Raw genomic sequence first — 14398 nt, 5'->3', positions numbered from 1 at the left:
GGGAGCACCCCGCATGCATGACGACCGCAACCTGGTCGAAGCCCGCCTCAGGCGCGTCCTCGACGAACGGATCCGTCCCGCCGTGTACCCCGAGTCCGTGCCGCTGCGGGCCGCGGTCTGGCACGCGCCGGGCGAGCCCGTGCCGGTCGCGGAGGGACTGGCCGCCGAGCCCGTGCCGATCGAGGTGGGCGCCCGGTGGGGTGCTCCGTGGGGGACCAGCTGGTTCCGGGTGACCGGGACCGTGCCCGAGGCCTGGGCGGGCCGGACCGTGGAGGCCCTGCTCGACCTGGGCTTCGACGAGAACATGCCCGGCTTCCAGTGCGAGGGCCTGGTCTACCGGCCCGACGGCACCCCGGTGAAGGGCCTCAACCCGCGCAACCAGTGGGTGCGCATCGGGGCGCCCGTCGAGGGCGGGGAGGAGGTGCGCCTGCACATCGAGGCCGCCTCCAACCCGGTCATCCTCGACTACCACCCCTTCCGGCCCACCTGGCTCGGCGACAAGGACACCGCCGGGCACGAGCCGCAGTACACGCTCACCCGCATGGACCTCGCCGTCTTCGACGAGACCGTGTGGCAGCTGGTGCTGGACCTCGAGGTGCTGGGCGAGCTGATGGCCGAGCTGCCGGTGGACTCCGCGCGCCGCTGGGACATCCTGCGCGCCGTCGACCGGGCCCTCGACGCCGTCGACCTGCAGGACGTGGGCGGCACGGCGGCCGGGGCCCGTGACCGGCTCGCCGCGGTGCTGGCCGCTCCGGCCGTACCGTCCGCGCACCGGATCAGCGCGGTCGGGCACGCGCACATCGACTCCGCCTGGCTGTGGCCGCTGCGCGAGACCGTGCGCAAGGTGGCCCGTACGACGTCCAACATGACCGCGCTCATCGAGGACGAGCCGGAGTTCGTCTTCGCCATGTCGCAGGCGCAGCAGTGGGCGTGGGTGAAGGAGCACCGGCCCGAGGTGTGGGCGCGGGTGAAGAAGGCCGTGGCAAAGGGGCGGTTCGTGCCGGCCGGCGGGATGTGGGTGGAGTCGGACACCAACATGCCCGGCTCGGAGGCGATGGCCCGTCAGTTCGTGCACGGCAAGCGGTTCTTCCTCGACGAGTTCGGCATCGAGAACGAGGAGGCCTGGCTGCCCGACACCTTCGGCTTCGCCGCCGGGCTCCCGCAGATCATCAGGGCGGCAGGCTCCAAATGGCTGCTCACCCAGAAGATCTCCTGGTCGCAGACGAACAAGTTCCCGCACCACACCTTCCAGTGGGAGGGCATCGACGGCACCCGGATCTTCACCCACTTCCCGCCCGTCGACACCTACAACTGCTCGATGAGGGGCAGCGAGATCGCCCATGCGGCGCGCAACTTCAAGGACAAGGGCAGGGCCCGGCACTCCCTCGCGCCCAGCGGCTGGGGCGACGGGGGCGGCGGCACGACCCGCGAGATGGTCGCCAAGGCGGCCCGGCTCCGCGACCTCGAAGGCTCCGCGACCGTCGCCTGGGAGACACCCAGGGCGTTCTTCGAGAAGGCCGAGGCCGAATACCCCGAGCCCCCCGTCTGGGTCGGCGAGCTGTACCTCGAACTGCACCGCGCCACCCTCACCAGCCAGGCCAGGACCAAACAGGGCAACCGCCGCAGCGAACACCTCCTGCGCGAGGCCGAACTCTGGGCGGCCACGGCAGCCGTACGCACCGGATTCCCCTACCCCTACGAGGAGTTGGACCGGATCTGGAAGACGGTCCTGCTGCACCAGTTCCACGACATCCTGCCCGGCTCGTCCATCGCGTGGGTGCACCGGGAGGCCCGGGCGACGTACGAGCGCGTCGCCACGGAGCTGAACGGCATCATCGAGGCGGCCCAGCGCGCGCTCGCGGGCGAGGGGCACACGCCCCTGATGTTCAACGCCACCCCGCACGCGTACGCCGGTGTCCCGGCCGGAGGCGCGGCGACGCCACGGACGGACGGCACGACGAGGCTCGCACCGCGCCCGGAGGGCGGCCACGTCCTGGACAACGGCCTGTTGCGGATCGAGATCGACGCCCAGGGCCTTGTCGTCTCCGCGTACGACATCGAGGCCGACCGCGAGACGATCGCCCCCGGCGCCGCCGCGAACCTCCTCCAGATCCACCCCGACTTCCCGAACATGTGGGACGCCTGGGACGTGGACGAGTTCTACCGGAACACGGTCACGGACCTCACGGACGCCGACTCGGTCACGGCGGGCGAGGACGGCGACTCGGTGCGGATCGTCCGCTCCTTCGGCACCTCCCGCGTCACCCAGGTACTCACGCTTCCGCCGGGGGAGCGACGCCTGGTGCTGGACACGGAGGTGGACTGGCACGAGACGGAGAAGTTCCTGAAGCTCGCCTTCCCGCTCGACCTGCACGCCGAACGGTACGCATCGGAGACCCAGTTCGGGCACTTCCACCGCCCCACCCACACCAACACCTCCTGGGAAGCAGCCAAGTTCGAGGCCTGCAACCACCGCTTCGTCCATCTCACCGAACCGGACTGGGGTGTCGCCGTCGTCAACGACTCGACGTACGGCCACGACGTGACCCGCACGGTCCGCACCGGCGCCGACCGCGGTACGACCACCACGGTCACCACTGTTCGGGTATCCCTCCTGCGCGCCCCGCGCTTCCCCGACCCCGAGACCGACCAGGGCGTCCACCGCTTCCGGCACGCCCTGATCCCCGGCGCCCGCATCGCCGACGCGGTCCGTGAGGGCTGGCGGATCAACCTGCCCGAGCGGCGCACGACCGGTGCGGGTGAGGTCGCCCCGCTGGTCACCGTGGACAACGCGGCAGTCGTCATCACAGCCGTGAAGCTGGCCGACGACGGCACCGGCGACGTGGTGATCCGCTTCCACGAGGCCCACGGAGCCCGGGCCCGGGCGACCCTGACCGCCGCCTTCCCGTTCACCGACCTCGCCATGACGGACCTGCTGGAACGCCCGGGCGGGGAGGGCGAGCCGCCGGTACGGAACGACGACCGGATCACCGTACGGCTGCGGCCGTTCGAGCTGATGACGCTGCGCCTGCGCAGGGGCTGACCGACCCACGCACGGTACCGGCGGAGGCGTGTCAGGTGTTTCGCTGTGCCGGCAGGCGGTGTCGGCATGGGACAGCTGCCAGGGCGCATCCCCAACTGTCGCAAGGTGTGTCCCATACTTGGTGCTTGATGGGAGCGTAGGGGGCCACAAGACGACACGCGGGGGCGGAGTTGCGTGAGTTCGTGTACGTGTCGGACGGTAAGCTTCGGCAGTTTCTGCCCAAGCCGCCCCGTTTCACCATGCCTGGTGTCATGCGCCTGAACACCCCGGTGGGGGGCATGGACTTGGAGCGGGGCCCGCAGAACAGTGAGCGCGGCCGACTGCGGCACCTGGAGAAGGTCGACAAGCACCTGAACAATCAGGCCGAATGGTTCGGGGACCCCGCGCTGCGCCCAGGAGAATGGGTCTGGTTCGAGGCGCCGCTGCGCTGTGTGACGCTGCGGGGAGAGTACCGACGCATGGTTCTCTTCGCCGATCCTGCCCCCGGGGAGGATCCGGAGTACGACAGGGGCACGGGCTGCCGTCTTCTGATGCACGGTTCTTCCCGGCATCTCCTGGGGTATGCACCGGTGAGCGTCGACGGACCACCGCTGGAGGGGATCGACGGCGGTTCCAGCATCGGGACGACGTTCCTCACCAGCGCCGGTCATGTTGTCAGGGCCTTGTCCCTGGAGCCTGATCCCGTGGCGGATGATGTGCCGGCGCCGAGGACGGATGTGACCGGACCCGGAGTCAGGGAGCTGGTGGCGGCGCTCGACGCCCGGCACGGTCAGGCGGGCAGCGCGGCTCGGATGCGCGGGTACGCGCGGGTGACAGCCGTTCTGCCCGCCGGTGAGAGCGCCGCGCGGCTGGTCGTGGCGAGTCCCCTGACTGTGGAGTATGCGTTCGACCAGTCGTGACACGACCGGATGCGGACAGTGCGGGATGAGGGAAGGTGCACAACTGGCAGTGGCCGGCCCCGACCACGCTGCCGACGTCGTTCAATGCCGGGCCAAAGTCGCCCACTGCCACAGGCGTTTGGGGCACTTGGAGCAAGCGCTGGACGAGTACATTGCCCTGTCCGACGACTTGCCGCAGGACGACCCGCTCGATCCGCTGCTGCTCGAGGTGCGCAGCGGGATCGGGCTGCTGCCGAAGACCGTGGGCCACCCGGATGCCCTGGAAACCCTGGCAAACCTCTACCCCGTTCTGGCGGAACATCTTGGTCCTCAGGCGCCCAGCTGCGCCCGCAACCACTCCTCCACCTCGCCCACATGCGCGGCCGCCGCCGCCCTTGCCGCCTCCGGGTCGCGGGCCGCCAGGGCGCGGTGGATGGCGGCGTGCTCGCGGCGGGTTCGGGTGAAGGCGCCCTCCTCCTGGTAGCCGCGCCAGACGCGGGCGCGGAAGGTGCGGGAGGACAGGCCCTCCAGGATGGCGGCCATCGTGTCGTTGCCCGCGGCGGCCGCGATCTCGCGGTGGAAGGCCAGGTCGTGGGCGAGGATCTCCTCGGGGTCGTCGGTGGCGTTCATCGCCGCCAGGTGTTTCTCCACCTCGGCGAGCTGGTCGTCGGTGATGCGGGCCGCGGCGAGTGCGGTCGCCGTGGATTCGAGGATGCGGCGCACCTCCAGGAGTTCCACCAGCTGCGGGCCCCGGGACAGGTCCGCGACCACGCCGAAGGTCTCCAGCAGGTCGCCGGCCTCCAGCGCGGTGACGTAGATGCCGGAACCGTGCCGGGCCTCCAGGACGCCCATGACCGTCAGCGCGCGGATCGCCTCGCGCATCGAGCTGCGGGAGATGCCCAGTCGGGCCGCCAGGTCGCGCTCGGTGGGCAGGCGCTGGCCCGGCTCCAGGCGGCCCTCGGCGATCATCGCCTTGATCTGCTCGATGGCGCGCTGGGTCACCGTGCCCTTGTGCGGGGCTTCCTCGTCCACGCCACTCCTCCCGTCGCTGGGTGCGTCGCAGTCTAACCAGGGGAGTGGTCCGACCACTACGCGTCAGGGAGCGGAAAAATTGGCGCCGGAGGGTGTTCTCTCGCCCAAGTGGTCTGATAAATATCCAGGCATCTGCTCGAACACCCTCGACGAGGAGCCGCGAGATGCCCGTCAGAACAGCGAGGAAGCAGAACAGGTCACGGATCACCGGCGTGGCGGCCCTGGCCGCCTGCGCCTCGCTGCTGCTCAGCGCGTGCGGCAGCACCAAGGACACCGGCGCGTCCAGCGCGGGAGGCGGAGGCGGCTCCGGCAAGGTCGGGGTGATCCTGCCCCTGCTGACCTCGCCGTTCTGGCAGTCGTACAACGACTACGTGCCGAAGATGGCCAAGTCCGAGGGTGTCGACGCGCTGAAGACGGTCAACTCCAACAGCGATCCCTCGCAGCAGATCACCGACATCGACAACGAGCTGAACCAGGGCGTGAAGGGGCTGGTGGTCGCGCCCCTGGACAGCGCCGCCATTCAGGCCGGACTCGACCAGGCCGAGCGCAAGGGCGTGCCGGTCGTCGCCGTGGACGTCGCACCCGACAAGGGCAAGGTCGCCATGGTGGTGCGCGCCGACAACGTCGCCTACGGCGAGAAGGCCTGCGACTATCTCGGGCAGCACGTCACCAGCGGCAAGGTCGTGCAGATCATGGGCGACCTCGCCTCGGTCAACGGCCGCGACCGCTCCGAGGCGTTCCGGGCCTGCGTGAAGAAGAAGTACCCGAAGCTCAAGGTGCTGGAGATCCCCGCCAAGTGGGAGTCCGACACCGCGGCCGCCAAGCTGGACACGCTGCTGGGCGCCAACCCCGACATCAAGGGCATCTACCTGCAGGCCGGTGGCGTGTATCTCGCGCCGACCCTGCAGACCCTGAAGTCGAAGAACATGCTGAGGACGGTCGGCCGCAAGGGCCACGTCGTCATCGTCTCCAACGACGGCATCCCGCAGGAGTTCGACGCCATCCGCAAGGGCCAGATCGACGCCACCGTCTCCCAGCCCGCCGACGCCTACGCGCGGTACGGCATGTACTACATCAAGGCGGCGATGGCGGGGAAGACGTTCGAACCCGGCCCCACCGACCACGGCTCGACCATCGTGAAGCTGCCCAGCGGCATCCTCGAGGACCAGCTGCCCGCGCCCCTGGTCACCAAGGAGAACGTCGACGACCCCAAGCTCTGGGGCAACACGGTCAAATGAGCACACCTCTCGTTGAAGCCGAGGGCATCGTCAAGCGGTACGGCCCGACCGTCGCTCTCACCGACGGTAGGCTCACCGTCCACCCCGGCGAGTCCCACGCACTGGTCGGCCGCAACGGCGCCGGCAAGTCCACGCTCGTCAACGTCCTCACCGGAATCCAGGCACCGGACGAGGGCACCGTACGCTTCGACGGCGAGCCCGCACCCGCGCTCGCCGACCGGGACGCCTGGCGCCGCAGGGTCGCCTGCGTGTACCAGAAGCCCACGGTCGTACCGGAGTTGACGGTCGCCGAGAACCTGTTCATCAACCGCCAGCCGCTCCGGAGGGGCTTCATCAGCTGGCGCCGGCTCAGGCGTGCGGCCGCAGACCTGCTCGCCACCTGGGACGTGCGCGTCGATCCCGAGGCCCGCACCGCGGACCTGAGGGTCGAGGACCGCCAAATGGTTGAGATCGCACGGGCGTTGAGCTTCGGCGCGCGGTTCATCGTCCTGGACGAGCCGACCGCCCAGCTCGACAACCGGGAGATCGAGCGGCTGTTCAACCGGATGCGCGCCCTGCAGGATTCCGGGGTCACCTTCCTGTTCATCTCGCACCACCTCCAGGAGGTGTACGAGGTCTGCCAGACGGTGACCGTCCTGCGCGACGCCCGCTGGATCACCACCGCCCCGGTCGCCGAACTGCCACGCGCGGCCCTGGTGGAGGCCATGGCCGGGGAGACCGTCGTCGAGCGGGCGGCCACCGTGCGGGACACCGTGGCCGACGACGCGCCGGTCGCCCTGGAAGCACACGGGCTGTCGTCGGAGTCGTACCAGGACATCGACCTCTCCGTCCGCCACGGCGAGGTCGTCGGCCTCGCCGGCTCCAGCGGCAGCGGGAAGATCGAGCTGGCCGAGTCCCTCGCCGGACTGCACACCCCGACCGGCGGCACGGCCCGGCTCGACGGCAGACGACTCCCGTTCGGCGACGTCCAGGCCGCGCTCGGGGCCGGTGTCGGCTGCGTACCCCGGGACCGGCACGAACAGGGACTCGTGACCGCGATGAGCATCGGTGACAACGCCACGCTGAGCGTCCTCGGCCGCCTGGGCCGGTTCGGCTTCGTCGGCCCCCGGCGCAGACGCGGCGTCGCCGCCGACCTGATCGAACGCCTCGACATCCACGCCGAGGGCCCCGACCAGCCCGTCTCCGACCTCTCCGGCGGCAACGCGCAGAAGGTCGTCATGGCCCGCGCCCTGGCCTGTGACCCACGGCTGCTCGTCCTGATCAACCCCACCGCGGGCGTCGACGTGAAGTCCAAGGAGTCCCTGCTGGCCCGGATGGACAGCGCCCGCGAGGACGGCACCGCCGTGCTCGTCGTCTCCGACGAACTCGACGACCTGCGGCGCTGCGACCGCGTCCTCGTCCTCTTCCACGGCCGGATCGTCGCCGAGCACCCGGCGGGCTGGCACGACCACGAGCTGATCGCCTCCATCGAAGGAGTGGACCATGGCTGACACCAAGGCTCCGCCGCTCATGCCCGTCAAGGTCCCGGACGCGCGTTCGGCCAAGTCCGTCCTGCTCCGCCGCGCCCGCGAACTCGCCCTGGTCCCCGCCCTGTTGCTGCTGATGGTGCTGGGCGCGTTCGTCAACGACTCCTTCCTCACCGAGCGCAACATCATCTCGATCCTCGGCGCCTCCGCGGCCCTCGCCATGGTGGTGCTCGCCGAGTCGCTCGTCCTGATCACCGGCAAGTTCGACCTGTCGCTCGAATCGGTGGTCGGCATGGCGCCCGCCGTGGGCGCCCTGCTCGTCCTGCCCTCGGCCCAGTCCGGCTGGGGCACCGAGTGGCCCACCGTGCTCGCCCTGGTCGCGATCCTCGTCGTCGGCGCGGCGGTCGGCGCCCTCAACGGCATCCTCGTGGTGAAGTTCCGGCTCAACGCCTTCATCGTCACCCTGGCGATGCTGATCATCCTGCGCGGACTGCTGGTCGGCGCCACCAAGGGCAAGACCCTGTTCGGGATGCCCGACGCGTTCTTCACCCTGGCCACCACGACCTTCCTGCGCGTCCCCATGTCCGTGTGGCTGGCGGCGCTCGCCTTCGCGGTCACCGGGCTCGTGCTGCGCTACCACCGCGTCGGCCGCGCCCTGTACGCCATCGGCGGCAACGCGGACGCGGCCCGCGCGGCCGGTATCCGGGTCGAGCGCGTGATGCTCGGGGTGTTCGTCGTCGCCGGTGCCCTCGCCTCCGTCGGCGGCCTCCTGCAGACCGGGTACGTCGGCGCGATCAGCGCCAACCAGGGCAACAACATGATCTTCACCGTGTTCGCGGCGGCCGTGATCGGCGGCATCAGCCTCGACGGCGGCAAGGGCACCATGGCCGGCGCCCTCACCGGTGTCCTCCTGCTGGGCGTCGTACAGAACCTGCTGACCCTCGCGCAGGTGCCGTCGTTCTGGATCCAGGCCATCTACGGCGGGATCATCCTCGTCGCACTCATGATCGCCCGCGTGACGACGGGCCGGGCCCAGGACTGAACCCCGCCCCAACCGTCCTCTGACCGAAAGGACTTCAGTGTCCGAGGCCCCCGCCCGCATCACCGCGGTCAACACCCACGACATCCGCTTCCCCACCTCGCGCGAGCTGGACGGCTCCGACGCGATGAACCCGGACCCCGACTACTCGGCGGCCTACGTCGTCCTGCGCACGGACGCCGCCGACGGGCACGAGGGGCACGGGTTCACCTTCACCATCGGGCGGGGCAACGACGTCCAGGTCGCCGCGATCGACGCGCTGCGGGGCCATGTGCTCGGCCGCCCGGTCGAGGAGGTCTGCGCCGACCCCGGCTCGCTCTTCCGGGACCTGATCGCCGACAGCCAACTGCGCTGGCTCGGCCCCGAGAAGGGCGTGATGCACATGGCGATCGGGGCCGTCGTCAACGCCGTCTGGGACCTCGCCGCCCGTCGGGCCGGCAAGCCGCTGTGGCAGCTGCTCGCCGACGCCGAACCGGAGTGGCTGGTCCGCCAGATCGACTTCCGCTACATCACCGACGCCCTCACCCCCGAGGAGGCCCTCGACCTGCTCAGCCGCGGCAGGGAGGGCGCCATGGACCGCCGGGCCCGGCTGCTGGAGCGCGGCTTCCCCGCCTACACGACCTCTCCCGGCTGGCTCGGCTACGACGACGACAAGCTCACCCGGCTCGCCGCCCAGGCCGTCGCCGACGGCTTCCGGCAGATCAAGCTCAAGGTGGGTGCCGACCTGGCGGACGACGTCCGGCGCTGCCGGGTCGCCCGCGCCGTCGTCGGACCGGACGTCCGCCTCGCCGTCGACGCCAACCAGCGCTGGAACGTGGACGAGGCGATCGTCTGGGCCAAGGCGCTCGCCGAGTTCGACCCGTACTGGATCGAGGAGCCCACCAGCCCCGACGACGTCCTCGGCCACGCGGCCATCCGCCGCGCGGTGACACCTGTCAAGGTCGCGACCGGCGAACACGTCCACAACCGCATCGTGTTCAAGCAGATGCTCCAGGCCCGCGCCCTCGACATCGTGCAGATCGACGCGGCCCGCGTCGGCGGGGTCAACGAGAACCTCGCCATCCTGCTGCTCGCCGCCAAGTTCGGCGTCCCCGTCTGCCCGCACGCCGGCGGGGTCGGCCTGTGCGAACTCGTCCAGCACCTGTCGATGTTCGACTACCTGGCGGTCTCCGGCACCACCGAGGACCGGGTCATCGAGTACGTCGACCACCTCCACGAGCACTTCCTCACCCCCGTGGTGATCCGCGACGGCCACTACACGGCCCCCACCACGCCCGGCTTCTCGGCGGCCATGCGACCGGAGTCCATCGCGCGGTACACCTATCCCGGCGGCACCTTCTGGGCCGCCGACCCCGACACGCAGAAGGGACAGGCGGCATGAGCGACTTCGAGGGCCTCACGGCCCTGGTCACCGGCGGCGCCTCCGGGATCGGCCGGGCCACCGCCGACCTCCTCGCCGAACGCGGCGCCCAGGTGGCCGTACTCGACCTGGACCCGTCGTCGGTGGACAAGCCCCTCCTCGCCTACCGGGCGGACGTCACCGACGACACCTCGGTGCGTACCGCCGTCGAGCAGGCCGCCGAGACCCTCGGCGGGCTCGACGTCCTGGTCAACAACGCCGGCATCGGCGCCCAGGGCACCGTCGAGGACAACGACGACGAGGAGTGGCGGCGCGTCTTCGACGTCAACGTCCTCGGTATGGTCCGCGCCGCCCGCGCCGCCCTCCCGCATCTGCGCCGGTCCCGGCACGCGGCGATCGTCAACACCTGCTCCATCGCCGCCACCGCGGGCCTGCCGCAGCGCGCCCTCTACAGCGCCACCAAAGGCGCCGTCCACTCCCTGACCCTGGCCATGGCCGCCGACCACGTCCGCGAGGGCATCCGCGTCAACTGCGTCAACCCCGGTACGGCGGACACCCCGTGGGTCGGCCGGCTGCTGGACGCGGCCCCCGACCCCGCCGCCGAACGAGCCGCCCTGGAGGCCCGCCAGCCCACCGGCCGTCTCGTCTCGGCGGCCGAGGTCGCGGGCGCCATCGCCTACCTGGCCAGCCCCCTCTCCGGCGCCACCACCGGCACCGCCCTCGCCGTCGACGGCGGCATGCAGGGCCTCAGGCTGCGCCCGGCGGGCCGGTGAACCGCCTGGGCCGCAGCGGCGTCGAGGTCAGCCCGCTGGGCTTCGGCGCCGCCGGGATCGGCAACCTGTACACCCCGATGGACGACGAGCAGGCGCACGAGGCCGTACGGGCCGCCTGGGAGCGGGGCATCCGGTACTTCGACACCGCGCCCCACTACGGCCTCGGCCTGTCCGAACGGCGCCTGGGCGCGGCCCTGCGGGCGTACGACCGCGCCGCGTACACGGTCTCCACGAAGGTCGGCCGCCGCCTCGAACCCGCCGACGGGACCGGAGACGACCTGGCGAGCGGCTTCGCCGTCCCCACCGACCACCGCCGCGTCTGGGACTTCAGCGCCGGCGGCATCCGCCGCACCCTGGAGGCGAGCCTGGACCGGCTCGGCCTCGACCGGGTGGACGTCGTCCACCTCCACGACCCCGACGACCACGCCGAGCAGGCCTTCCGCGAGGGCTACCCCGCACTGGAGAAGCTTCGCTCGGAGGGCGTCGTCGGCGCGATCGGCGCGGGCATGAACCAGGCGGAGATGCTCACCCGGTTCGTCCGCGACACGGACGTGGACGTGGTGCTCTGCGCGGGCCGGTACACCCTGCTCGACCAGAGCGCGGCGGCCGAGCTGCTGCCCGAGGCCGCGTCGCGGGGGGTGTCGGTCGTCATCGGCGGCGCCTTCAACTCGGGCCTGCTGGCGGACCCGACGCCGGAATCGACGTACAACTACACCCGCGCGCCGAAGGAGCTGCTGGACCGCGCCCTCCACCTGAAGGCGGTCGCCGACCGTCACGGCATCACCCTGCGCGCCGCCGCCCTGGCCTTCTGCGCCGCGCATCCGGCCGTCGCGAGCGTCCTCACCGGAGCCCGCTCCGCGGCCGAAGTGCACGACTGTGCCGATCAGTTCGCCGCCCCCGTGCCGGGCGCCTTCTGGCAGGAACTGCGCGACACCGCTCTGCTGCCACCCGAGGAGCCGTCATGAGAGTCGCCCTGCACACCAAGGTCCGCGCCCACCGCATCGACGACTACGAGGCGGCCCACCGGGAGGTCCCGAAGGAACTCACCGACGCCATCCGCGCCGCCGGTGCCACCTCCTGGACCATCTGGCGCAGTGGCACCGAGCTCTTCCACCTCCTGGAGTGCGAGGACTACGGCCACCTCCTCGCCGCGCTCGAACAGCTGCCGGTCAACGTCGCCTGGCAGGCCCGTATGGCCGAGCTGCTCGACGTCGTGCACGACTACGCGCAGGGCGGCGCGGACGCCGGTCTGCCCGTCGTCTGGGAGCTGCCGTGACCGTCGACGCCCACCACCACGTCTGGGACCTGTCGGTTCGCGACCAGGAGTGGATCCAAGGCCCCGAACTCCAGCGGCTGAGAAAGAACTTCACCCTCGCCGACCTGGAGCCCGAGGCGCGGGCGGCCGGAGTGGACCGCACCGTCCTCGTCCAGACGGTCACCGTGCCAGAGGAGACCCCCGAGCTCCTGGCCCTGGCGGCCGGACACGACCTCGTCGCGGGCGTGGTCGGCTGGACCGACCTCACCCGCCCCGACCTCGCGGACGAACTGGCCCGCCTGCGTGAACTCCCCGGCGGCCCTTTCCTGAAGGGCATCCGCCACCAGGTCCAGGCCGAACCCGACCCGCAGTGGCTGCTGCGGGCCGACGTACAGCGCGGCCTGACCACCGTGGCCGAAGCGGGTCTGATCTACGACCTCGTGGTCCTGCCCCATCAGCTCCCGGCCTGCGCCGAGGCGGCCGCAAGCCTGCCTCGACTCACGTTCGTCCTTGACCACTTGGGCAAGCCGCCCATCGCCGCGGGAGAACGCGAACCCTGGGTCACGGCTCTGCGTGCCCTGGCCGCCCTCCCCAACACCGTCGCCAAACTCTCCGGCCTGGTCACGGAGGCCGACCCCGCCTCCTGGACGACCGACGACCTGCGCCCGTACGCGGACACCGCTTTGGAGGCCTTCGGCCCCGACCGCCTCATGTTCGGCTCCGACTGGCCGGTGTGCACACTGGCGGCCACCTACGCACAAGTCGTCGACGCGGCACAGGAGTTGACATCAGGTCTCAGCGCGGCCGAGCGCACCGCCCTGTACGAGGGCACCGCCGCCCGGGTCTACGACCTCTGAGCCATCCGGGCCAGCCGCGTCGGCGGCAGCCACTCCCGCACGTACACCCGCTCCCAGCACGCCCCCGTCTCCCGCAGCTCCCGCCAGGTCGTGTACCGGTAACGGAACAGGCGGGCGCGGATGAAGCGGGGCGGGGTGTCCGGCGGGAAGGGGGAGCGGCGCAGGAGCTTCAGGGCGTCGCGGTCGTTCTCCAGCAGTCGCTCCACCAGGCCGCCGAACCAATCGCCGGCGTAGGCGGGGGACAGCGCGGCGAACCACATCAGCCAGTCCAGGCGCAGATGGTAGGGCGCGAACTGGCGTGGCCAGTGCCGGGGGTCGCCGGGCTTGCCCTTGAACTCGTACTCCCGCCAGTCCGAGTCCTCCCGCGGCATGTCGTCCAGCGTGCCCTCGACCACCACCTCGTGACGGATCCGGCTGACGCTGCCGAACGCGCCGTAGGTGTTCACCAGGTGCAGCGGGTCGAAGGAGCGGTTCATGACCTGGCGCCGGGAGATCATGTTCGTCACCGGGTGGTAGCTCAGGCAGACCAGCAGCGCGGCGACCGCGAGCACCACGATCTCGTACCAGAGCGGCGCCGAGGGCACGGACGGTGCCGTGCCCGGCAGCCGCAGCACGGACAGGGCCACGACGATGGTGATCCAGTTCAGCCAGGAGAAGTTGCCCGACAGCACCAGCCACAGCTGGGTGACGATCATCAGCGCGGCGGCGGCCGATGCGATCGGCTGGGGGGTGAACAGCAGAACGGGCACGACCAGCTGGGTGAAGTGGTTCGCGGCGACCTCCACCCGGTGCAGCGGCTTCGGCAGGTGGTGGAAGAACCAGCTCAGCGGGCCCGGCATCGGCTGCGTCTCGTGGTGGTAGTACAGGCACGTCAGCTTCCGCCAGCACGCGTCACCCCGGAGCTTGATCAGCCCGGCGCCGAACTCGACCCGGAACAGGATCCAGCGCAGCAGGAACAGGACGACGATAGGTGGCGCGACCTCGTCGTTGCCGAGGAAGGCGGCCAGGAAGCCGACCTCCAGCAGCAGCGACTCCCAGCCGAACGCGTACCAGGTCTGGCCGACGTTGACGATCGACAGGTACAGCGCCCACGGCACCAGCCACAGCAGGATGCCGCCCCACAGCGGCAGCAGCGAGTCCGCGCCGGCCAGCAGGGCCGCCGACACCGCGCAGCCCGCCCAGGCACACGCCGCGAAGAAACGGTCCGAGTAGTGCAGATGGAACAGGCTCGGGGCCCGTCTGAAGGGGATCCGCGCCGTGTAGCGGGGGATCGGCAGCATGCCGCGCTCGCCGAGCAGGGCCCGGAACTGCAGGGCGGCCGTCAGGAACGCGACGAGGTACATACCGGCCAGGGCCCGCTGGAAGACCAGCCGGCTCAGCCAGTAGTCGGGTGCGGTGAACCAGTCCACGGCGGTGCGCTCCTGCCTCCATTGTGAGCCGCCGCGACGATGGTGCCC

The 14398-nt window shown here is 71.0% G+C and carries 12 protein-coding genes; 10 read left to right on the top strand and 2 right to left on the bottom strand.

Annotated features, from left to right (window positions below; translation table 11 throughout):
• Nucleotides 1–13: 13 nt before the first annotated feature.
• Nucleotides 14–3043 carry an alpha-mannosidase gene (locus ACWC5O_RS05980; protein ID WP_450582639.1) on the top strand — a complete coding sequence of 1010 codons (3030 nt, stop codon included), beginning with the start codon at nt 14–16 and terminating at the stop codon, nt 3041–3043.
• Nucleotides 3044–3213: 170 nt separating this feature from the next.
• Nucleotides 3214–3942, top strand: coding sequence for an SAVMC3_10250 family protein (locus ACWC5O_RS05975; RefSeq protein ID WP_450582638.1), 729 nt, complete (start codon nt 3214–3216; stop codon nt 3940–3942).
• 309 nt (nt 3943–4251) lie between these two features.
• On the opposite strand, the gene ACWC5O_RS05970 is transcribed toward ACWC5O_RS05975, so the two are convergent.
• Nucleotides 4252–4953 carry a FadR/GntR family transcriptional regulator gene (locus ACWC5O_RS05970; protein WP_450582636.1) on the bottom strand — a complete coding sequence of 234 codons (702 nt, stop codon included), beginning with the start codon at nt 4951–4953 and terminating at the stop codon, nt 4252–4254.
• Between the two features lie 164 nt (nt 4954–5117).
• Between ACWC5O_RS05970 and ACWC5O_RS05965 the strand changes: the two genes are divergently transcribed.
• From ACWC5O_RS05965 to ACWC5O_RS05930, 8 genes are read left to right on the top strand one after another with little or no spacing between them, the layout of a single operon-like run.
• Entirely contained in the window at nt 5118–6191 is a 1074-nt protein-coding gene (locus ACWC5O_RS05965; RefSeq protein ID WP_450582635.1) for a sugar ABC transporter substrate-binding protein, read from the top strand.
• On the top strand, nt 6188–7681 hold the full coding sequence (locus ACWC5O_RS05960; RefSeq protein WP_450582633.1) for a sugar ABC transporter ATP-binding protein: 1494 nt from the start codon (nt 6188–6190) through the stop codon (nt 7679–7681). Before ACWC5O_RS05965 ends, ACWC5O_RS05960 begins: the two co-directional genes overlap by 4 nt.
• Complete coding sequence (locus tag ACWC5O_RS05955; RefSeq protein WP_450582631.1) at nt 7674–8699, top strand: ABC transporter permease; 1026 nt, start codon at nt 7674–7676, stop codon at nt 8697–8699. Before ACWC5O_RS05960 ends, ACWC5O_RS05955 begins: the two co-directional genes overlap by 8 nt.
• A 37-nt stretch (nt 8700–8736) precedes the next feature.
• Nucleotides 8737–10077: an L-fuconate dehydratase gene (locus ACWC5O_RS05950; RefSeq protein ID WP_450582630.1), complete on the top strand. Its 1341-nt coding sequence runs from the start codon at nt 8737–8739 to the stop codon at nt 10075–10077.
• The gene (locus ACWC5O_RS05945) at nt 10074–10829 is read left to right on the top strand and encodes an SDR family NAD(P)-dependent oxidoreductase (RefSeq protein ID WP_450582629.1); all 756 of its coding nucleotides are present in this window, start codon (nt 10074–10076) and stop codon (nt 10827–10829) included. Before ACWC5O_RS05950 ends, ACWC5O_RS05945 begins: the two co-directional genes overlap by 4 nt.
• Nucleotides 10826–11794, top strand: coding sequence for an aldo/keto reductase (locus ACWC5O_RS05940; protein ID WP_450582628.1), 969 nt, complete (start codon nt 10826–10828; stop codon nt 11792–11794). Before ACWC5O_RS05945 ends, ACWC5O_RS05940 begins: the two co-directional genes overlap by 4 nt.
• On the top strand, nt 11791–12105 hold the full coding sequence (locus ACWC5O_RS05935; RefSeq protein WP_450582626.1) for an L-rhamnose mutarotase: 315 nt from the start codon (nt 11791–11793) through the stop codon (nt 12103–12105). The genes ACWC5O_RS05940 and ACWC5O_RS05935 overlap by 4 nt, the downstream gene beginning before the upstream one ends.
• On the top strand, nt 12102–12941 hold the full coding sequence (locus ACWC5O_RS05930; RefSeq protein ID WP_450582625.1) for an amidohydrolase family protein: 840 nt from the start codon (nt 12102–12104) through the stop codon (nt 12939–12941). The genes ACWC5O_RS05935 and ACWC5O_RS05930 overlap by 4 nt, the downstream gene beginning before the upstream one ends.
• Here ACWC5O_RS05930 and ACWC5O_RS05925 read toward each other — a convergent pair.
• Nucleotides 12929–14350 carry a lipase maturation factor family protein gene (locus ACWC5O_RS05925; protein ID WP_450582623.1) on the bottom strand — a complete coding sequence of 474 codons (1422 nt, stop codon included), beginning with the start codon at nt 14348–14350 and terminating at the stop codon, nt 12929–12931. The genes ACWC5O_RS05930 and ACWC5O_RS05925 overlap by 13 nt on opposite strands.
• Between the last annotated feature and the right edge of the window lie 48 nt (nt 14351–14398).

Source organism: Streptomyces sp. NPDC001450 (genome assembly GCF_053597295.1).
This window is presented reverse-complemented; position numbering and strand designations above follow the sequence as displayed.